Consider the following 20,766-nt stretch of genomic DNA (forward strand, 5'->3'; position numbering starts at 1 on the left):
CCCCCCCGGCGGTCCCCCCCGGCCCCCCCCCCCCCCCCCCCCCGCCCCCCCGCTCCCGCCCCCCCCCGCCACCCCCCCCCCCCCCCCCCCCCCCCCCCCCCCGCCCCCGCCCCCCGCGCCAGTACCGTGGCGCGCGCGCCGAACCCGATCTGACGGGCCGGACCGTCATGTTGATCGACGACGGGCTGGCCACCGGCGCCACCATGCGCGTGGCGATCAGGGCCGCGCGTTTGCGCGGGGCGCGGCGCATCGTGGTCGCCGTGCCGGTGGGCGCTCCGGACAGTTGCGCCGCGCTCGCCGCGCAAGTCGACGAACTGGTTTGCCTGAGCCAGCCGCCCGACTTCCGCGCGGTCGGCCAGTGGTACCGCCAATTCGACCAGACCGGCGACGCGGAAGTACAAGACCTGCTGGCCCTCGCCTGGCGCGACCAGGCGCGCGAGGGCAGCGTTCATCGACCAACACAAGCGAACGGAGAGAACCATAAAACAGACGTCCGAACACGATCTTCACCTCGGTAAATGGCTGGGCGGCGCGGCGCTCGGCGCGCTCGCCATGTACATGATGGACCCGGACCGGGGCGCGCCGCGACGCGCGCTGTCCGGAGCGAAACTGCGCGACCTGGGCCGGCAAGGCGGCGACATGCTCGAAAAAGTCGTGCATGGCGTCAGCGAGCGGATCGGCGCCGATGGCGCCGGCCGCACCGAGCGCATGACTGGCGCTGGCAAGGCCGGGGTGGGCGACGCCGATGGCGCGGGAGGCGCGGATACCAGCCGCCGCCAGGGCGATGCCTCAACGGCGCTGAAGAGCGCCGGCACCAGTGATGCTAGTCGCCGTTCCTTCTCCGCGCAGTCCTTGTGGCCATCGTCGCCGCACAATGCCGCCATGCTGGGCGGCGGCACGCTCGGCCTGGCCGGCATGCTGACCAGGCGCATGCCGCTTGCCATGGTTGTGGGCCTGGCTGGCGCGGCGCTGCTGATGCGCTCCATGACAAAGGGCGCCCTGCCCGGGCTGTCGCGCCAGCAAGGGCGCAGCGGCATGGTGGCGTTAGAAAAAACCATCCGCATCGACGCCCCGCCCGAGCAGGTGTACGCGCTGTGGGCGAGCTACGACAACTTTCCGCGTTTCATGGCGAATGTGGTCGAGGTGCGCGAGCTCGGCAACCGGCGCTCGCATTGGGTGGTCAAAGGCCCGGCCGGCAGCGAGTTCAGCTTTGATGCGGTGCTGACCGAGCAGGTGCGACCGCACCGCCTGGCCTGGCGCAGCGCGCCCGGCGCGCAAGTGGAGCAAGCGGGATCGGTGCGGCTTGAACCGTCGCGCGGGGGCACGCTGGCCACGGTCCGCTTGTCGTACCGGCCGCCGGCGGGGGCCGTGGGACAGGCGGTGGCCACGCTGTTCGGCGGCGACCCGGAGCACGCGCTGGAAGAAGACCTGGGGCGCCTGAAAAGCCTGCTGGAAGGCACGCCAATGCCGCGCGCGGGCGATCAGTCGAGCGAAAATCCGGTGGCGCCCCGCCAGTAAGGGCCGCGCCCGCCACCTGCCAGCATCAGGAAGGGCGGGCCGGCAAAGGCGCCCCGCCCCCTCCCGTGGCGGACAATTGATTCGGATCGCGCGCGCCGAAACCGGCCATGATGGCGCCCGCCCGCGCCGCCATGGCTGCGTCGTTGGCATCGACCACCAGCAAGCATTGCGCGCGCTGGACTGGATTGGCGTAATTCCTGTCGTAGACGTGCTGTGCGCTTTCGCTGGGCGTATTGCCCACGTAAAAATTGCCTTCCACCGGCCCCGCTTCGTCGTTATGCACCTTCAGCTCCAGCGCATCGGCGTCGAAGCCGTCGGCCAACAAGGCGGCGCGCGCCTGCCCAGCCTTGTCGAGGTCGTCAAACACTCCCAATACCGCATGCTCGATCATCGCTCGTCCCCTTCTTAAGGATGTTGATCAGGTTTCGACCCGCGCGCCGCCAGGCAGTTCAGTGCAAGCCCGTCACCGGCGCTTCATCGACCGCTGCCGTCTGTACAGGCGCCTTGCCGGGCGTGCCCAGCGTGCCGACGAGCAGGTTGAGCTCTTCGTCGACGATAAAGCCGGCGGCCGAGCTGACAGTGAGCAAGATATCCGGCGCCATTGACGATGCGATCACAAAACCTTGCACATAGTCCACCCCAATATCGGCCAAGGTCTGCACCGTGGCGCGATCCTCGGCCCATTCGGCAATCGTCTTCATGCCCAGGTTGACCGCCAGCTTGACGATCGCCTCGACAATGGCCACGTCGGCCGGATGCGCATTCATATTGACGATAAAATTGCCATCGATCTTGAGTATGTCCGCCGGCAATTCCTTGAGGTAGGAGAAGGACGTATAGCCCGCGCCAAAATCGTCGAGCGCCACCTTGACCCCGAAGTTGCGCACCTGGTCGATGAAGCGCCGCGTGTTGTTCAGGTCGTGCAAGGCGACGCTTTCGGTAATTTCCATGCACAAGCGGCTGGCGGCCTCGCGGTGGCGGCGCAGGATGTCGATGGTGTCCTGGATGAAACGTTCGTCGTTGAGCGAGGCGCCCGACAGGTTCATGCACACGAACTGGGTATTGACCAGCATGTCGGCATTGCGCTCAATCCAGCTCAAGGTCGTCGACAGCACCCAGCGGTCGATCACGCCCATGCGCCCGCTTTTCTCGGCGGCGGCGATGATCGGCCCGGCCGCCAGCAAGGTACCGTCCGCTTCGCGCATGCGCAGCAAGACTTCGAAATTCATCGAATCGTAGGGCATTTTGAGCGACATGATTGGCTGCATTTCGAGCACCATGCACGCGGTGGCGTCGTTGGCCGACAGGCGCTCGACCAGGTTCAGCTCGGCCTCGCGTTCGATAAAGGCCGAGGAATCGCGCTCGTACACGACCAGGCCGTCACGGTGACCGCTCTTGGCTTCGCGGCAGGCGCGGTCGGCGGTCGAGACGGCATCTTTCATTTGCATGCCGGGCTGCACTTCGATCAGGCCGATCGAACCGCGCACATGAAACGCTTTGTCGCCCACGCGGTAGGGCGTGTTGCCGATGCGCCCGACCAGGCAGCGGCAGATCAGCGCGGCCACGCGAATCGAGGTTTCCGGCATGATGATCACGAATTCATCGCCGCCCACCCGGCCGATCCGCTGGTCACCGCTGAGCACGGCGCCAATGCGCTCGCACACTTGCTTGAGCACTTCATCGCCGGCCAGGTGGCCGAACAGGTCGTTGATCAGCTTGAAGCGGTCGAGGTCGAGATAAGCCAGGGTCATCGGCTTGAAACAGGCTTGCTCGAACACGCGTTCGATGCCGCGCCGGTTGTAGACCTTGGTCAGCGCATCGTTATTGGCCATGAAGCGCAATTGCTCGGTGGCCTTGTGCTGCTCGGTCGTATCTTGCAGCACGCCTTCGATCTTGCCGCGCGCCAGGGTCGCACGCACCAGGAAGCAATGCGCGCCGCTGCGGTCTTCGATGCGCAGCTCGGCGTCGGGATGCTCCTGCACCAGGGTGGACAAGGTGCCCCAGACCCCATCGGCGAAGAATTGCTGGAAATTCTTGCCCGCGATCACGGCCGCATCGGCGCCTAGCATCCGGTGCATGGTTGGGTTAGCGCTGAGAAATTGCCCTTCCAGATCGAGCGTGAACAGGCCGACCGGCATGGCTTCGTAGGTATGCTGCAATTCGGCCTGGGCGGCGATGCGCTGTTCGGTTTCCTGGCGCATCTGTTCGGCCACCGCCAGCGCGGCCAGCAGGCTGGACGCGAGCGCGGCCGTGACGCTGTTGACCAGGCCGGTCAGGTCGCGCACGCCGAGCGCGGCGGCGATGACTTCGGCCAGGCCCGACAGCATGGTCACCGCGAACGAGGCGGCGAACCAGAACGCCACCCGCATGTGCGACTGCGACATCACGTTGACCAGCCCGAGCGTCATCAGCAGCAGCCCATACGCCACGAAGCCCCACATGATGGGCAGGAAAATATGGTACGGCAAGATGACCGACAGCACCAGCAGCGGCAGGCAGCACCATTCGGCAACGCGCAGCGGCGTGCGGTAGCGCGTGTTGGCCAGCCGCTCGCGGAACAGGGTCTGGTACAGGGTCAGGGTCGAAATCGCGTACAGGGCGATGGTCAGGGCACGGCTCGGCAACAGCCAGCGGTCCGGCACGACTTGGCCCAGCCACTGGATATCCCAGCCGGCCGAGAGCGCCCCCATGCGCAGGTTCAGGATCAGCCAGCCGGCCAGCAGCACGTACAGGGCCTGGCGGTTGATCAGCGCGGTCGTCAGTACGAACAAGGTCAGCACGATCATGCCGCCGTCGAGCAAGCCCGACTTGCGGTGAAATTGCTGCACCGCCAGCGCCAGTTCCTGCGGCTGCCATTGGGTCGCGGACAGTCTCGCCGGACCGATGAGCACGGCGCGGCACAGCAAGCGCTCAGGTCCCTCAGCCTGCGCGGACGCGCCGGGCGCGGGCGTCAAGGTCAGCGCAAACCCCGCCCGCAGCGGCGCCACGGCGCCGCTCGACGCGGAACGGGTGGAACTTCCCAGCGAACGCAGGGTCGCGCCATCCCAACAAGCGATCTCGGTCATGTGACGCGAAGGAAATTCGATCACCGTTCCCGCTTGCGTGTCGGCAACCATGCTGAACCAGAGCGGATCGGGCGACATGCGCGTTTCGCGGGCCATGACTTCCGGTAAACCAGTCACTTGCGCCAGCGCCTGCCCTGGCGCGAGCGTGGCGTCGGCGTGCGCCATGACGCGCAGCGCCAGCGGCCCGCCCTCGACGCTGCGGTACTGGTTACTCCAGAACGCCAGCGCCAGCAGCGACAGCAGCGCGATGGCGAGCGGAACCAGATAGAAAGACAGCAGGCGCAACAACGTTTCGAGAGCGTGTTGCAAGCGCTCGCGTTCACGTGGCGCGTGGGACGAGGAAGTCGGCATTAACATGGGCGGCATCCGGCTGCACAACTGGCGCCGCCATTCGTTGCTCTTGGGCGGCAATCATGTCAAAGCATACATCGTTACTCCCGCGCCGTCACAGTTTGATTGATTACGCGGCGAGCCCAACAACAACAGCCCCGGCGGCTTGCTGACTGCGCGGCAAGCCGTGTTTCCAGGCGGCAGGAACATGGCGGCCAAGATCGATGTCCGGATGGCGTGTATGGCAAAAGAAATCGAGCAAGGGATGGCGCGCCGCTTCCCAGCGTTCCTGGCCGCTGGCGATGTCGAAGTACATGATCCGGTGCGGCAGGTTACCGACATGGCGCAGGATCACCGGGTCGCGGCTGGCGAACACATCGGTGAACAGCAGTTGCTCATACTGGCGGTCGATCGGCGCGCGGCCGCTGACCACGGCCGTGTCCACGCCGTTGTGCTCGCAATGCTCGAAACAAGCCTTGATCAGCGCCAGTTTCACCTGGCGCCCGATGCGTCCTTCCACGATGCCGAGCCGGGTCACTTCGGCCAGCCGCTGCGATGCCAGCCACAGCGGCAGGTCGACCGATTCTTCCACGTGCAGCGCCTGGCGGAAATTGGTCTGGATGCGCACGCTGCCCAGCGCGCTGCCGTCTTGCTTCGATTCGGCCAGCAGGATCACCGTGTCGCCGTCGTAGTCGGCCGCCTCGGGCTGTTCCAGCGAGCGGGCGAACTCCGGCAGGTGGCGCGCATAAGCGGCCTGGCGCACGGCCACCGCGCGGCGCAGGTCGGCTTCGGTGCGCACCGGGCGCACGGTAAAAGGCAGCAATTCGATCGTCACTGGCGCGCCGACGCCGGCCCGGTCGACAACCACATGTGCCGGACGGCGGATGCTGTTCAGTGCGATGTTCGGTGCCATGGTGATGCTCCTCGTTCTATTTGGAATGTTTTGATTCTCTAAGGCAATTATCAGAGTATTCATTCGAATTGAAGCCTTAAGAAGAGCCATGTTTGCATCACTGTTTACGAGAAGCATTGCTTCTACTCAATATGCAACTCTTCGCGCAGGTGCGGCACCCTGTATACTCATCGTCTTTCAAGCAACTTCAGGACGATTCCTATGAGCGCACTTCCCCCCTGCCCTAAATGCAATTCAGAATTTACTTATGAGGACGGCAGCAATCTTGTCTGCCCGGAGTGCGCCCACGAATGGAGCGCGCAGGAAGGTGCGGCGGCGGCCGATGAGGGGCCAAAGGTTTATCGCGATGCTGCGGGGAATGTGTTGCAGGATGGCGACACTGTCAGCGTGATCAAGGATTTGAAGCTCAAAGGATCGGGCGGCACGGTCAAGATGGGCACCAAGGTCAAGAACATCCGCCTGGTCGACAGCGACCACGACATCGATTGCAAGATCGATGGTTTCGGCGCCATGAGCCTGAAGTCGGAGTTCGTCAAGAAGGTATAAGCACGCTGGCGGAGCATTGCACGACCGGGGCCCGAGGCACCCGGCAGCTAATTCCCGTCCATGACATCGGCGACATCGTCGGCAACGCTGACAAGGTAGCCGGTCCATTTCATGACGGCAGCCTTCATGCGACGCTCAGCAGCAGAACCAAGGCCATGTAGAGCAGGAAGACCACGCCCGCCATGCACAACAGCGCCACGGTGCGCCACAAGGCCTCGCCATTGCTGAGTGCGTAAGCGCCGCGCAGTTGCAGGAACATGTGGACTGGCGGCGCCAACAGCACCAAGGCGCCCGCCACGACGCCCATACCGGCGGCCCCGATCGCAAATACCAGCGCGAACATGAGCGCCATGAACGACAGCGAATACAGCGAAAACACCGCGTGGTCGTACATCGTCACGCCGCGCCGCCAGAAGAACAGCAGCCACAAGAAGGGCAGCGAGATCGGCACCAGCAAAAAGGAAAACTTGGCGCCACTGCTTTTGAGCTTATAGATCGTCAACGCCGGATTCTCGGCCGCATGCTTGACGGCGGCGTCAAGCGCCGGCCATGCGGTTTTCATGCTGAACTTATTCGACGTAAACCAGCGACGTTCGCTTCCGCCAGCGCCGTATTTGTCGAATAGCCCGAGCGCCATCTCGGCGCCGGCCAGCTCGGCTTTGGCGTCGGCCTGCCCGCCACCGTTGGCAGCGCGCAGCGCCGCCTTTGCCTGCTCCACTTCCTGTACGAACTCGGCACGCGCTTCGGCCCGCGCTGCCGGGTCGGACATGTTCACACGCGTCGGTCCGCTGCTGAGCGACGCCACAAAAAACAGGAAAAACACCAGGAACAAAAACAAGGCCAGCGGCGACACGAAGCGGGTACGTTGGCCGTCGATGTAGCGCCGCGTCAGCTCGCCGGGCTTGGCGACCAGCATGGGGATCGTGCGCCAGCCCTTGGCGTCGAAGTGCAGAATGCCGTGCAACACCTCTTCGCCCAGATGCAGCAAGGACTTGTGCACGTGCGCGTGCTGCCCGCACAGATGGCAAAACGGGCCTGTCAGCGCAGCGCCGCAGTTGGCGCACGAGCTTGCATGTCCATGTGCGCCATGCCCGTGCGCGCCCGCCTCCGCCACGCTCAAGGCGCCTGCCGCTTCCAGTTCCATCGCCATCGCCGTGTTCCCGCAGGTAAGATTGTTTAATGCGGGCAATAATATCATTCACATCACAATCACAGGCAACATTTTCAGGCAGCTTCGCGCGCCCTCGTCTGCATTAACAGCACTTTGATCTCCGGCACGCAGGAGCCGCAATTGCCGCCCGCTTTCAGGCAAGCAGTCACTTCCGGCACCGTTTTGAGGTCGCGCGCGATGATCGCCTCGCAGATCGTATTGCGCCCGACGCCGAAGCAGGAACACACGGTCGGCCCGGTGTCGAGCCGCATGCCGAGCGCCTGCCCGGCCAGCAGCCCGGCGCGGTCGAGCTGGGTGAGCGAATCGCTGGCGAACAGGCTGGCCAGCCAGGCGCGCGCCGGCAGGTCGGTGCGCGGCGAGAGGAAGATGCACTGTTCGATGCGCTCGCCCACCACGTGCACGGCGCGATACACCCCATCGCTGGCGTCTTCGTAATCGAGCCAGTCGGCATCCATGCTCACGCCGAGCAGCGCGCGCGCCCAGGCGGCCCGCTCGCGCAACTGGCCGCGCCCGGCCATCTCGTAGCGCGCAAAGCCACGGCCCTGCACCCGCGTCCAGTGCGCAACTTGGGCCAGCGCCAGCTCGCTGCGGCTCAAGACAAAGGCATGCCACGCCACGCCGAAGCGCTCCACCTGCACCGGCGTATGCTTGAATTCCGGCTCGCCCGACACCGGATCGACCGCCGGATTGACCAAGGTGCCCACACGCGCGTCGGACGCGGTCTGGCCGTTCCAGTGAATCGGCACGAACACCGATCCGCGCGCGATGCCGCCGCCGTGCTGCACGCGCGCCACCATCGCACCCCACCGGCTCGACACGCGCGCCAGCTCACCTTCGCGCACGCCGTACAGCAGCGCGTCTTGCGGATGCATGTCGATGAAGGCTTCGGCCGTGTGATCGGCCAGGCGCGGCGCGCGGCCGGTGCGGCTCATGGTGTGCCACTGGTCGCGCACGCGCCCGGTGTTGAGCACCAGCGGATACTCGGGATCGACCGCGTTGACCGGCGCGCGCGGCGCGGTGGCGATGAAGCGCGCCTTGCCGTCGGCGTGGGCGAAACGGCGGTCGGCGAACAGGCGCGTGCTGCCTTCCAGGGTGCCGTCGACGCCGCGCCGCACCGGCCACTGCACCGGTTCGAGCTTGTCGTAGTCCGGCGCCTGCAGGCCGCACAGGCCCGCCAGGTTGAACATGCGCGTACCGTCGTTGCGGAACACGCTCAAGCGCGCGTGTTCGTCGAAGACCGCATGCGAACTATCGAAGTCAAAACCGTCAAACCCCATGCGCCGCGCCACGTCCGCCAAAATACACCAGTCGGCGCGCGCTTCGCCGGGAGCCGGCAAAAAGGCGCGCTGGCGCGAAATCAGGCGCTCCGAATTGGTCACCGTGCCATCCTTTTCGCCCCAGCCCAGCGCCGGCAGCAGCACGTCGGCAAACGCATTCGTGTCGGTGTTGGCGATGATATCGGATACCACCACCAGCTCGCACTTTTCCAGTGCGCGCTGGACCCGGTTCGCATCCGGCATGCTCACCATCGGATTGGTGGCGATCACCCACACCGCCTTGACCGTGCCCGCCTCGATCGCCTTGAACAGGTCGACCGCCTTCAAACCGCCCTTCTCCGCAATACGCGGCGACGACCAGAAGGTTTGCACCGTGTCGCGGTGCTCGGGATTGTCCAGGTCCATGTGCGCGGCCAGCATGTTGGCCAGGCCGCCCACTTCGCGCCCGCCCATGGCGTTCGGCTGGCCGGTGATCGAAAACGGTCCCATGCCCGGCTGGCCGATGCGGCCGGTGAGCAGGTGGCAGTTGATGATGCTGTTGACTTTATCGGTGCCCGCCGACGACTGGTTCACCCCTTGCGAGAAGGCCGTGATCACTTTCGTGGTCGCCGCAAAGCCGCCGTAGAAAGCCATCAGGTCGTCGGGATCGATGCGGCAGTGGCGCGCCACCGCCAGCGGATCGGCGCAATCGACCTGCGCCGCGTCCAGCGCCTGTTCCAGGCCGTTGGTGTGCGCTTCGATGAATGCCGTGTCCTGCACGCCGCTTTTCGCCAGATAGCTCAGCAAGCCATTGAACAGCCACACGTCGGTGCCGGGTTTGACCGGCAGGTGCAGGTCGGCCAGTTCGCAGGTGGCGGTGCGGCGCGGGTCGATGACGACGATGCGCACTTCGGGGCGCGCATCCTTCAGGCGCGCGATGCGCTGGAACAGGATCGGGTGGCACCACGCCGTGTTAGAGCCGACCAGCACCACCATGTCGGCCAGGTCGAAGTCTTCGTAGCAGCCCGGCACCAGGTCGGCGCCGAAGGCGCGTTTGTGGCCGGCCACCGCCGACGACATGCACAGGCGCGAGTTGGTGTCGATGTTGGCGCTGCCGATATACCCCTTCATCAGCTTGTTGGCGACGTAATAGTCCTCGGTCAGCAGCTGGCCCGATACATACAGCGCCACCGCGTCCGGCCCGTGTTGGTCGATGATGGCGCGCAGGCCGCCGGCGACGCGCTCCAGGGCTTCATCCCACGATGCCTGGCGCAGCGCGCCGTCCTCGCGCACGGCCGGGTGCAGCAGGCGGCCTTCGAGGCCGAGGGTTTCGCCCAGGGCCGCTCCCTTGACGCACAGGCGGCCGCGATTGGCGGCGTGGCTGGCGTCGCCCGCAATGGCAATGGCGCCGTCGGGCAAAGGCGTGGCGGTGATACCGCAGCCCACGCCGCAGTAGGGACAGGTGCTGCGCACAGCAAGGGGTATGGGAGAGAGATTCAAAGTCGGGCTCCGTGTCAGGCGGCTTGGGCGCACAGGGCTTCGCCGAACAGCAGGCGACTGCGCATGGCCGATATGTCGGTGCGGTTCTGGATCAGGCCGAAGTACCACGGGCCATCCTGCACGTCGCCGTACAGGACCGCGCCCGCGATGCGGTTACCGGCCAACACCAGGCGTTTGTAGATACCACGGCGCGGGTCGCGCAGCACCAGGTCTTCGCTGCCCTCGCCGCCGATAAAGTCGCCGACCGAATACAGGTCGACGCCGGTCACCTTCAGCTTGGTCGGCGTGGCTTGCTGGACGTAGCGGCGGTGGCCGTTGCGCGCCAGGTGCGCGCCGCAGACCTTGGCCTGGTCCCAGATCGGTGCCACCAGCCCGAAGGTGGCGCTGCGGTGCTGCACGCATTCGCCCACGGCGTAAATGCGCGGGTCGTACGTCTGCAAGGTGTCGTCGACGACGATGGCGCGATCGCAGTGCAGGCCGGCCGCCTTGGCCAGCTCGATGTTCGGACGCACGCCGGCGGCCATGACGACCAGGTCGGCCGGGATTTCGTTGCCATCCTTGAAGCGGACCGCTTTGACGCGCGACTCTCCCACGATCTCGCTGGTGTGCGCTTCGAGCAGGAAGCGCAGGCCTTTGAGTTCGAGCGCGGTTTTCAGGAGCAGCGCGGCCGGCTTGTCGAGCTGCTGGTTCATCAAGCTGTCCATCACATGCACCACAGTCACCTGCATGCCGCGCCGCAGCAGGCCGTTGGCCGCCTCCAGCCCGAGCAGGCCGCCTCCGATGACGACCGCGTGGCCGCCGCTGCGGGCCGCTTCCAGCATGGTATCGACATCCTGGATGTCGCGAAAACCGATCACGCCCGCCAGTTTGTGGCCGGGCACCGGCACGATGAAGGGCTTGGAGCCGGTCGCCAGCAGCAGCCGGTCGTACCAGACTTCGCGCCCCGACTGAGAGCGCACCATGCGCTTGCGGCGGTCGATGTGCACCACCGGGTCGCCCGCGTGCAAGGTGATGCCGTTGGCGGCATACCATTCGCGCGTGTGCAGCATGATGTCGTCGATGCTCTTTTCACCGGCCAGCAGCGGCGAGAGCAGGATGCGGTTGTAATTGCCATGCGGCTCGGCGCCGAACACCGTGATGTCGTATAGTTCCGGCGCCAGCTTGAGCATTTCCTCGACCGTGCGCATGCCGGCCATGCCGTTGCCGATCACGACCAGCGATTGCCTGGCGACGGGCGCAGTCGTGGAGTTTGTCATGCGCAGACCCACACCTTGCCGTCTTCGACCCGCGCGCGGTAGCTCGGCACCGAGTGTTCCGGCGCTTCCAGGCATTCGCCGGTGAACAGGTCGAAGTGCTGTTTGTAGATCGGCGAGGCGACCACGATGCGTTCGCCCAGACTGCCCACCAGGCCGCGCGAGAGTACCGACACGCCGCTGTTCGGATCGTAGTTCCCGATGGCGAAGACGCGTTCTTCGGCGTCAGCCACATGGAACACGGCGACCTGTTCGCCGTTCAGGAGTGCGCACACGCCGGTGTTGGGAACGATCTCGTCGAGCGAGCAGACGGCGGTCCAATTGGTCAGTTCGATATCGCGGTGCATGAGCTTCTCCTTAGGCGGTTTTGACGATGAGGGGGATGACGCGCTTGCGTTCTTCGATCGTGGCCGGGCGAATCTGGCCGCGTTCGGGCATGAAGACAACGTTCTGGTCGGCCTGGTCGCTGTTGACGAAATGGCGGAAGCGCTGGCGCGTGGCCGGATCGTTGACGGCGTTCTTCCACTCGCAGGCGTAGGTGTCGACCACGTGCTGCATGTCCGCTTCGAGTTCGGCGGCCAGATGCAGCTTGTCGTCGATGACCACCGATTTGAGGTAATCGAGGCCGCCTTCGAGGTTGTCGCGCCAAACGCTGGTGCGCTGCAGGCGGTCGGCGGTGCGTATATAGAACATCAGGAAGCGGTCGATGTAGCGCACCACGGTTTCCTGGTCCAGGCTTGATGCAATCAGTTCGGCGTGGCGCGGCTTCATGCCGCCGTTGCCGCACACGTACAGGTTCCAGCCCTTTTCGGTGGCGATCAGGCCCACGTCCTTGCCCTGCGCTTCGGCGCATTCGCGGGTGCAGCCGGAGACGCCGAACTTGATCTTGTGCGGCGTGCGCAAGCCTTTGTAGCGGTTTTCCAGTTCGATGGCGAAACCGACGCTGTCGGCCACGCCGTAGCGGCACCAGGTGGAACCCACGCACGATTTGACGGTGCGCAGCGATTTTCCGTAGGCGTGGCCCGACTCAAAACCGGCCTCGATCAGCTCTTCCCAGATAAAGGGCAACTGCTCGACGCGCGCGCCGAACAGGTCGACCCGCTGGCCGCCGGTGATCTTGGTGTACAGGCCGTATTTTTTGGCGACCATGCCGACCGCGATCAGGCCATCGGCCGTCACTTCCCCGCCCGGCATGCGCGGCACCACCGAATAAGTGCCGTCTTTCTGGATGTTACCGAGGAAGTAATCGTTCGAATCCTGCAGGCTGGCGTGTTCTGGCTTGAGCACGAAGTCGTTCCAGGTCGAGGCCAGCACGTTGGCGGCTACCGGTTTGCAGACATCGCAACCGCGTCCCGTGCCGTGCTGCGCCAGCAGGTCTTCGAAGGATGTGATTTTGCCGACCTTGACCAGGTGGTAGATCTCCTGGCGCGAGTACGGGAAGTGTTCGCAGACGTGGTTGTTGACGGCCATGCCCTGCTTTTTCATCTCGGCCTTCATCACCTGCGTGACCAGCGCCACGCAGCCGCCGCAGGTGGAACCGGCCTTGGTGCAGCTTTTGAGCGCACCGATGGTGGTGGCGCCACCGCACACGGCGGCGCACAGGTCGCCTTTCGATACATCGTTGCAGGAGCAGATCTGGGCGGTGTCGGGCAGCGCGTCCACGCCCAGGCCGGGGCGCGCCTTGCCGTCGCTTTGCGGCAGGATCAGGAATTCGGGCGACTCGGGCAGCTCGATCTTATTCAACATCATCTGCAGCAGGGTGCCGTACTCGCTGGCGTCGCCCACCATCACGCCGCCGAGCAGGAATTTGCCGCAGTCCGACACCACGATCTTCTTGTAGACCTGTTTGCGCTCGTCGGTGAACTGGTACGAGCGGCTGCCCGGGCTGGCCGCGTGCGGATCGCCAATGCTGGCCACGTCCACGCCCATCAGTTTGAGCTTGGTGCTCATGTCGGCGCCGGTAAAGGCAGCCGCTTGCTCACCCAGCAAATGGCGCGCGGCGACGCGGGCCATGTCGTAGCCCGGCGCCACCAGGCCGAACAACTGGCCGTTCCACAGCGCGCATTCGCCGATGGCGTAAACGTCCGGGTCGGACGTGAGGCAGCTGTTGTCGATGGCGATGCCGCCGCGCGGGCCGATCGCCAGCCCGCACAGGCGCGCCAGGTCGTCGCGCGGGCGGATGCCGGCCGAGAAGACGATCATGTCGGTATCCAGATGGCTGCCGTCGGCAAAGTTCATGCGGTGCGTGCCGTCTTCGCCGTCGATGATTTCGAGCGTGTTCTTTTGCGTGTGGACGGTCACGCCCAGGTCTTCGATCTTGGCGCGCAGCACGCGCGCGCCGCCATCGTCGACCTGCACCGCCATCAGGCGCGGGGCGAATTCCACCACGTGGGTTTGCAGCTGCATGTCGCGCAGGGCCTTGGCGCATTCCAGGCCAAGCAGGCCGCCGCCGATCACCACGCCGGTCTTGGAGCGCTTGCCGCATTCGAGCATCGCTTCCAGGTCTTCGATGGTGCGGTAGACGAAGCAGTCCTTGCGGTCCTTGCCAGCCAGCGGCGGCACGAACGGATACGAGCCGGTGGCGAACACCAGTTTGTCGTAGGCCAGCACTTCGCCGCTGCCGACGGTGACGGTTCTGGCTTCGCGGTCGACGGCGACGGCCTTCGCGTTCAGCTTGAGCAGCATATTGCCGCCCTCGAAGAAGCCGGCCGGCACCAGCGACAGGTCGTCGGCCGATTTACCGGAGAAGAATTCCGACAGGTGCACGCGGTCGTAGGCGGCGCGCGGCTCCTCGCACAGGACCGTCACTTCCAGCCCTGGCGCGGCGGCAGCGCCGAGCGACTCGAGGAATTTGTGGCCTACCATGCCGTGGCCGATGACGATGATTTTCATGCTGGTTCTCCCTAAGCGACTGCATTGTTGACGGCGACCGGACGGTCGTCCACGGCGGCGCTGAGCCGGACCGCGATGGCGCACAGCGCCGACAGCAGCACCAGGCCGCTGAGGATGGTGAGGGTTTGGGCGATGTCGCCAGTGCCTTTCATCAGGAAGCCGGCAGCGACCGCACCCACGTTGCCACCGGCGCCGATGATGCCGGCCACGCCACCCAGCGCACGGCTGTCGATGAAGGGCACCAGCGCGTAAGTGGCGCCGCAAGCCATGTGGGTGAACAGGCCGAAGACCAGCATGGCGATCACCGCGAAGGCGACGCCGTCGGCCTTGGCGAACCACAGGAGGCCCGCGCCTTCGCCGATCATCAGCACGAACAGCAGGGTTACGCGGCTGTTGATGGTGCCGCGCATGGCCATCTTGTCCGATACCCAGCCACCCAGCGCACGGGCGAACAGCGCCAGCAGGCCGCAGCTGCCGGCGGCCATGCCGGCTTCTTTCAGGCTCAGTTTGAAGTGGTCGACGTAGTAGACGGCGGCGATGTTGTGGATGAAGATCTCGATACCGAAGCAGGCGCCGTAGGTGACGAACAGCAGCCACACGCGGTGATTGGCGCTGGCGGCCTTGAAGCTCTCCCAGCCGCCTTTCTTTCCACCTTCGACAGGGATGCCGGCGGCGCGCATCGCGTCGTAGTTACCTTGCGGGCAGTCCTGGGTGAATTTCCAGTACAAGCCAGCCATGACGACCATCAGCACGCCGGGGACCAGGAGGGCCACGCGCCAGCCGAGGGCTTCGCTCACGCCCAGCATCAGCAGCGCGCCGACCAGCAGGGGCATCAGCGCCTGGGCCGCGCCGCCGCCGGCGTTGCCCCAGCCGGCGGCCGCCGCGTTGGCGGTGCCGACAACATTGGGGGCGAACATGACCGAGGTATGGTACTGGGTGATGACGAAGCTGGCACCCACGGCGCCGATGCCAAGGCGGAAGAACAGGAAGCTTTCGTAGCTTTGCGAGGCGGCCACGCCAAGGACAGGGATGGCGCCGAGCAGCAACAGGCCGGTGTAGGCCTTGCGCGGGCCGAAGCGGTCGCACATCGGGCCGACGACCAGGCGGACCAGGATGGTGATGGCGACGGCCGCGATGTTGATGTTGGCGACCTGGGCCAGGGTGAGGCCGAATTCCCCTTTGATAATGGGCATCAGCGGCGCGCAGGCGAACCAGGCGAAGAAGCAGACAAAGAAGGCCATCCAGGTCAGGTGGAAGGCGCGCATCTGCGGTGTGCTCATACTAAAGAGAGCGATGGTGTTTGCTTTGGTGGCCATGTTTTATCCCGTTAAAAACAAAAAGGCGTCCGACCAGACCCGGTTATCAAACCAGGTTGGACGGACGCCGTTGTCCTGCCGATCCGTCGTTAGATCAGCGCAAGTTGTTCAGGGGATCGCCATTGATCCGATAGGTATTGATTAGCAAACGCCGTGCCAGCGTGGGTCAGGGGTGGGATGGAAGGGTTCGGGGGTGGAATTCAAGCGGGCGCTACATTGCGGTGCAACAATGCCCGAAAATGATGCGTCGCTGCGTGCGTCCTTCTTTCATTGATGAATCGGAAACGACCCGGCATAGCCGCGCGGATCGCCGCCATCCCAGCGCACGCCGTCGATGAGGGTCGAGCTGCGCATGCTTGATGCCGGTAACTGGGTGCCGGTCATCTCGGCCGCGCCTTTGTACAAGTCGATCCGGTTGACCGCCTGGGCCTGGCCCAGGTAATCCGGATCTTCCCTGAGCAAGCCCCACCTGCGCTGCTGGGTCATGAACCACATCCCGTCCGACAGATACGGAAAATTGACCTCGCCGTCGCCATGAAAACTCAGCGCCCGCGCATCCGTCCAGCGCACGCCGGCGCCGTTGTCGTACTGCCCGGCCAGGCGCGCCAGAATGGCTTGCCTGCCCGTGTTCAGGTAGGCCGACCCGGCCATCACCGTGGCCGTCTGCTCCTTGTTGGCGGTTGACGCCTCGATCCAGCGGCTGGCGTCGAGCACCGCCGCGATCATGGCGCGGCAGGTAGCCGGTTCGCTCGCGGCAAACGCCGCCGTGGTTCCCAGCACCTTGCCCGGATGATCGGGCCATATTTGCTGGCTGGTCACGGCCGTCACACCCACGCCCTCGTCGATGGCGCGCTGGCCCCACGGCTCGCCCGCGCAGAAACCGTCGATCATGCCCGCCCGCAAGCTGCCCACCATCTGGGCCGGCGGCACCGTCAGCGCGCGCGCCTGGCGCAACGGGTCGATGCCGTGCGCCGCCAGCCAGTAATACAGCAGCATCGCGTGGTTACCAGTCGGAAAAGTGTGGGCGAAAGTGGTGCTGCGGGGACGATCCCGCATGTGCTGCGCCAGGCGCGGCCCATCGACCGCGCCCTGCTCCGCCAGCGCGCGCGACAAGGTCACCGCCTGGCCATTGCGGCTCAGGTTCATGAGCACCGCCATCGCCTGCCGCTGACAGCCGATGCCCAGCTGCACGCCGTACATCAGGCCATACAGCACGTGGGCGGCGTCGAGCGCGCCCGAGCCGAGCTTGTCGCGCAGGTTGGCCCACGAAGTCTCGCGGCTGAGCACGATCCTGATGCCGTACTGACGGTCGAAGCCGCACTCGGCCGCCATGACCAGCGACGCGCAATCGGTCAAGGGCATGAAGCCGATCCTGACCGTGCGCAATTGATTACCGTTTATCACTGCCATACCACTCCTTGTGTTGCTGCCGGCACCGATTCAACCGAGCAGATCCTCGACATCGAGGATGCGCTGGGCGATCTCCGCCAGCTTCAGATTCTTGTTCATCGCCATGCTGCGCAGCTTCTGGTAGGCCTGGTCCTCGGTCAGCCGGTGATGCGTCATCAAGATGCCCTTGGCGCGGTCGATCACCTTGCGCTCAGCCAGCTTGTGGCGCGTCTCGCTGAGCTCGGCCAGCAGTTTCTGCTCCTGGCGGAAACGCGCCAGCGCCACGTTCAGCACCGGTTTGATGCGCTCGGACTGCAAGCCGGCCACGATGTAGGCCGACACACCGGCCGCCATGGCCGCGTCCATGCTGGTGGTAGTGTCGTCCTCGGTAAACAGCACGATCGGGCGGCGCTCGTCGCGGGTGGCGATGACGATGTGCTCGAGCACGTCGCGCGCGTCCGATTCGGCGTCGATGATGATCATGTCGGGCTGTAGTTGGGCAATCCTTTCAGGAAGGTAGATATCGGCGGGCAGCGATGCGACGATGTCGTAGCCCGATTCGAGCAGGCCGATGCGCAGCGCATTGCCGCGCATGACCTGGACGGCCAGGGCGGCATCGTGCTCGCCACCATCCGGCACGATCGTGTTGACGACGACAATGCGCAGCTTGCGAGGGGGGAACGCGGGAGTTCTGGACATTTGTTTGCTTGAGAGTGTGGCCATGTACTTACCATGCAAGCAAGATACGCGCCAACCATGCAGAGCCGGTCCGATGAGGTGGAACGGCGGGGAATAGTTGCATCCTTCAGCCAGCCTGCGCTACATTGCTGTTCCTTCGTCCCGACCATTCCGAAAGCCGAGCATGCGCATCCGTTCTTCCCTCCTTGGCGGCGTCCTCCTCGCCGCAGCCCTGCTGGCGCCCGGCCTGGCAGCGGCCGATCCGTCCATCATCTACCTGGTCCGGCATGGCGAAAAGGGATCAGTCGAGAAAGACCCGGAGTTGACGGCCCAGGGCAAGGCCCGCGCCGGCAATATTGCCGCCATCCTCAAGTCGACCGGCATCACCCATATTTACAGCAGTACGACTCAGCGTACGCGGCAGACGGCGCAGCCGCTGGCCAGCGCCCTGGGACTGGAAGTGCGCACCTACGATCCCGCGCAAGGCGCCAGGCTGGTCGGGCAGGTCAAGGCGGCGGGCGGGACGGCGCTGGTGGTTGGCCACTCGAATACGGTTCCGGAACTGGTGCGCTTGTTTGGCGGAAAACCGGGCGCCGATATCGGCGATGATGAATTCGACCGGCTGTATCAGCTGATCGTCGATCAGGATGGCGGCGTGACGACGGTGTTGCTGCATTCGGTGGCGAATTGAGGGAAGCGGACGACGACGAACAGCGCATGCAAACGTTGACCGGTCGCCGGTCGCCGCTGTCAACGCTGGGGTGGAACTAAGTGGGAAGTTTGCACGTGCATCCTGGCAAGCGGTTCCTGCCTCCGGCGCTTCAACGAGGTTCGAAGCCTTTTCCATCAACAAAAGACTCGAACAAAGACTTAATGCGCCGTCACATAAGCCGGCGCCTCCTTCGACGACTGGCTCAAGACCGTTTTCATCACGGCCGCTTCCTGTACCGGACTGCGGCCGAAAAAGCGCTTGAATTCGCGGCTGAACTGCGAACTGCTTTCGTAGCCGACCCGATTCGAGGCGGTGGCGGCGCTCAGCCCTTCCTGCACCATCAACAGGCGCGCCTTGTGCAGGCGCGTACTCTTGAGATACTGGATCGGCGATGTCTGCGTGACCGCCTTGAAGTTCGCGTGAAAGGCAGCCACGCTCATCCCTGCTTCCTGCGCCAGGGTTGGCACGTCCAACTCGCCGCTGAAACCGGCGTGAATGCGGCGCAGCGCCTTGCCGATCTTGCCGAACTGGCTGTGCTGCGCCAGTGCCGCGCGCACCGCACCGCCCTGCTCGCCCGTCAGCACGCGATACAGGATCTCGCGCATGATGCCCGGCCCCAGCACCTGCGCCTCCACCGGACATAGCAGCACTTCAAGCAGGCGCAGCACGGCGTCGCCGAGGACATCGTCCATGGGGGTCGAGCACATGCTCACCGGCGCGTTGTGCGCCGGCGGCGCCGGACCGAGCGCCAGCGCCAGTTCGGCAGCGACTGCCAGGTCGATGTGCATCTTGAAGGCAAGCAGCGGCTCGGCTTCGCTGGCCTCGGTTTCGCTTTCGAACGGCAAGGGAACCGACAACACCAGATATTGCTGGGCATCGTAGATAAAGCTCCGCTCACCCAGATACCCCCGCTTGCGCCCCTGGCAAACGATCACGATACAGGGCTCGTACAACACCGGCGTGCGCGCCACGGCGTGATTCGCGCGCATCAAGCCCACCGCCTCGAGGGCGGAGGCAGTGTAGCCTTCGGACGGCGCCAGCCTGCCCAGCAAGGCGATCATCCGGTCTTGTCTGCTTGGCGGGGTTGGCATCGGCTCCTCGGTAGCGGGTTCGTCAGCCGCCAGTGTAAGCCGCAACACGACTGCGCGCCAAGATCCAATCCTCGCGCAGGCTTGCCTGATTCTCTTGCGAGGCCGCCAGCCAGGCCCGCATGCCGCATCGCCGGACAAACAACGAAGAACAACGCCGCCGCGGCGACCGCCACCCCGGCCGCGCCTCGATTCTACTCAGCCGCGCTTAATGCATCATCCAGAGCGGCAAGGTAGACGACCTGAGCACGGTCCGGGTCGCGCCGCCGAGCAAGACTTCACGGAAGCGCGAGCGGCCATAAGCGCCCATCACGATCAGGTCGGCGCCGGCCTCGCCCGCCGCCGCCAGCAAGGCCCGCCCTGGATCGGCCCGGCCAGGAACGGCCCGGCCAGGAACGGCCCGGCCAGGATCGGCGTGACTGTCGATGTCGCGCACGTTGACACGCAGACCGTGCCGCGCCAGGTACAAGGCGAGGTCCGCACCCGGCATGGCGCCGTGCAGGTCGCCTTGCGCGCGCGCATCGACGACGACGATATCGACCTGGCGCGCCCGCCGCATCAATGGAATCGCACTGGCGATCGCGCGGCTGGCCGGGGCGCTGCCATTCCAACCGACCACAATGCGCTGCCCCAACAGCGGCCCCTGCGATGCCGTGGCGGGAACGACCAGCACCGGCTTGGCCGAATTGAGCAAGACATACTCTGGAAAATCGGCCCGTATACCCGGCATGGGATGGGCGGCATTGTGCTGGCCGATCACGACCAGGTCGCAATAGCGTGCCTGCAAGCTCATGCCCAGCCCGATCTCTTCTTCCAGCCGGCGCCGCTCGACCGACAGCACGCCAAGCGCGGCGGCCCGCTGCTCGAAGGCGTCGAGCGCGCTGTCGGCCAGGCGCCGCAGTTCCACAAGCGGCGCTTGCATGGGCGGCAAGCTGGGATCGAGGCCGCTCAGCGCCAGCAAGCGCGGCGGCAGGTTGGTCAGCGCCGTGCCGATCAGATGCGCGTTATGCTCAATGGCAAGCCGTGCCGCCGCATCAATCCGCGCAGCGGCCTGCGCCGACTCATCGACATGCACGAGAATCGTTTTGTACTCCATGTTGGCCTCCTTCACTCCGGTGACGCGCAGACAGCGCAGAAAC

Annotated in this window: 17 protein-coding genes; 4 read left to right on the forward strand and 13 right to left on the reverse strand. The window is 65.3% G+C overall.

The window, feature by feature from the left end; genetic code table 11:
• Both F2P46_RS25035 and F2P46_RS25040 read left to right on the forward strand, forming a co-directional pair.
• Window positions 1-518: phosphoribosyltransferase family protein (locus tag F2P46_RS25035; RefSeq protein ID WP_267875886.1), on the forward strand; the 518-nt coding region annotated here is incomplete at its 5' end.
• 34 nt (window positions 519-552) lie between these two features.
• On the forward strand, window positions 553-1,518 hold the full coding sequence (locus F2P46_RS25040) for an SRPBCC family protein (RefSeq protein ID WP_166895326.1): 966 nt from the start codon (window positions 553-555) through the stop codon (window positions 1,516-1,518).
• A 25-nt stretch (window positions 1,519-1,543) separates the two neighbouring features.
• On the opposite strand, the gene F2P46_RS25045 is transcribed toward F2P46_RS25040, so the two are convergent.
• The 3 genes from F2P46_RS25045 to F2P46_RS25055 form a co-directional block, all read right to left on the reverse strand.
• Window positions 1,544-1,909: a hypothetical protein gene (locus F2P46_RS25045; protein ID WP_166895328.1), complete on the reverse strand. Its 366-nt coding sequence runs from the start codon at window positions 1,907-1,909 to the stop codon at window positions 1,544-1,546.
• A gap of 58 nt (window positions 1,910-1,967) precedes the next feature.
• Complete coding sequence (locus F2P46_RS25050) at window positions 1,968-4,940, reverse strand: EAL domain-containing protein (protein WP_229509455.1); 2,973 nt, start codon at window positions 4,938-4,940, stop codon at window positions 1,968-1,970.
• A 103-nt stretch (window positions 4,941-5,043) separates the two neighbouring features.
• On the reverse strand, window positions 5,044-5,826 hold the full coding sequence (locus tag F2P46_RS25055; RefSeq protein WP_166895330.1) for a hypothetical protein: 783 nt from the start codon (window positions 5,824-5,826) through the stop codon (window positions 5,044-5,046).
• 201 nt (window positions 5,827-6,027) lie between these two features.
• Between F2P46_RS25055 and F2P46_RS25060 the strand changes: the two genes are divergently transcribed.
• On the forward strand, window positions 6,028-6,372 hold the full coding sequence (locus F2P46_RS25060; RefSeq protein WP_166876897.1) for a zinc ribbon domain-containing protein YjdM: 345 nt from the start codon (window positions 6,028-6,030) through the stop codon (window positions 6,370-6,372).
• A 124-nt stretch (window positions 6,373-6,496) separates the two neighbouring features.
• On the opposite strand, the gene F2P46_RS25065 is transcribed toward F2P46_RS25060, so the two are convergent.
• The 8 genes from F2P46_RS25065 to F2P46_RS25100 all read right to left on the reverse strand — a co-directional run bounded on the left by F2P46_RS25065 (window position 6,497) and on the right by F2P46_RS25100 (window position 17,848).
• A complete protein-coding gene (locus F2P46_RS25065) occupies window positions 6,497-7,522 on the reverse strand; it encodes a DUF3667 domain-containing protein (RefSeq protein ID WP_166895332.1) in 1,026 nt (341 codons plus the stop codon).
• 74 nt (window positions 7,523-7,596) lie between these two features.
• Window positions 7,597-10,299: a nitrate reductase gene (locus tag F2P46_RS25070; protein ID WP_166895334.1), complete on the reverse strand. Its 2,703-nt coding sequence runs from the start codon at window positions 10,297-10,299 to the stop codon at window positions 7,597-7,599.
• Between the two features lie 14 nt (window positions 10,300-10,313).
• Complete coding sequence (locus F2P46_RS25075; protein ID WP_208296769.1) at window positions 10,314-11,555, reverse strand: FAD-dependent oxidoreductase; 1,242 nt, start codon at window positions 11,553-11,555, stop codon at window positions 10,314-10,316.
• Entirely contained in the window at window positions 11,552-11,899 is a 348-nt protein-coding gene (gene nirD, locus F2P46_RS25080; protein ID WP_166895338.1) for a nitrite reductase small subunit NirD, read from the reverse strand. Before nirD ends, F2P46_RS25075 begins: the two co-directional genes overlap by 4 nt.
• A gap of 10 nt (window positions 11,900-11,909) precedes the next feature.
• Window positions 11,910-14,444 carry a nitrite reductase large subunit NirB gene (gene nirB / locus F2P46_RS25085; RefSeq protein WP_166895340.1) on the reverse strand — a complete coding sequence of 845 codons (2,535 nt, stop codon included), beginning with the start codon at window positions 14,442-14,444 and terminating at the stop codon, window positions 11,910-11,912.
• 11 nt (window positions 14,445-14,455) lie between these two features.
• Window positions 14,456-15,760: an MFS transporter gene (locus F2P46_RS25090; protein ID WP_166895342.1), complete on the reverse strand. Its 1,305-nt coding sequence runs from the start codon at window positions 15,758-15,760 to the stop codon at window positions 14,456-14,458.
• 267 nt (window positions 15,761-16,027) lie between these two features.
• The gene (locus F2P46_RS25095; protein ID WP_166895345.1) at window positions 16,028-17,170 is read right to left on the reverse strand and encodes a CmpA/NrtA family ABC transporter substrate-binding protein; all 1,143 of its coding nucleotides are present in this window, start codon (window positions 17,168-17,170) and stop codon (window positions 16,028-16,030) included.
• 30 nt (window positions 17,171-17,200) lie between these two features.
• Window positions 17,201-17,848, reverse strand: a complete 648-nt coding sequence (locus F2P46_RS25100; RefSeq protein ID WP_166895347.1) for an ANTAR domain-containing protein — start codon at window positions 17,846-17,848, stop codon at window positions 17,201-17,203.
• A gap of 163 nt (window positions 17,849-18,011) precedes the next feature.
• Here F2P46_RS25100 and F2P46_RS25105 point away from each other — a divergent pair, with 163 nt between their 5' ends.
• Complete coding sequence (locus F2P46_RS25105; protein ID WP_166895349.1) at window positions 18,012-18,518, forward strand: phosphoglycerate mutase family protein; 507 nt, start codon at window positions 18,012-18,014, stop codon at window positions 18,516-18,518.
• A gap of 179 nt (window positions 18,519-18,697) precedes the next feature.
• On the opposite strand, the gene F2P46_RS25110 is transcribed toward F2P46_RS25105, so the two are convergent.
• Together F2P46_RS25110 and F2P46_RS25115 are read right to left on the reverse strand one after the other, a co-directional pair.
• Window positions 18,698-19,630, reverse strand: a complete 933-nt coding sequence (locus F2P46_RS25110) for an AraC family transcriptional regulator (protein ID WP_229509456.1) — start codon at window positions 19,628-19,630, stop codon at window positions 18,698-18,700.
• A gap of 205 nt (window positions 19,631-19,835) precedes the next feature.
• Window positions 19,836-20,723 carry a universal stress protein gene (locus F2P46_RS25115; RefSeq protein ID WP_166895351.1) on the reverse strand — a complete coding sequence of 296 codons (888 nt, stop codon included), beginning with the start codon at window positions 20,721-20,723 and terminating at the stop codon, window positions 19,836-19,838.
• Window positions 20,724-20,766 lie beyond the last annotated feature (43 nt).

This window comes from Massilia sp. CCM 8734 (assembly GCF_011682155.1).
Taxonomy (GTDB): domain Bacteria; phylum Pseudomonadota; class Gammaproteobacteria; order Burkholderiales; family Burkholderiaceae_D; genus Telluria_A; species Telluria_A rubra.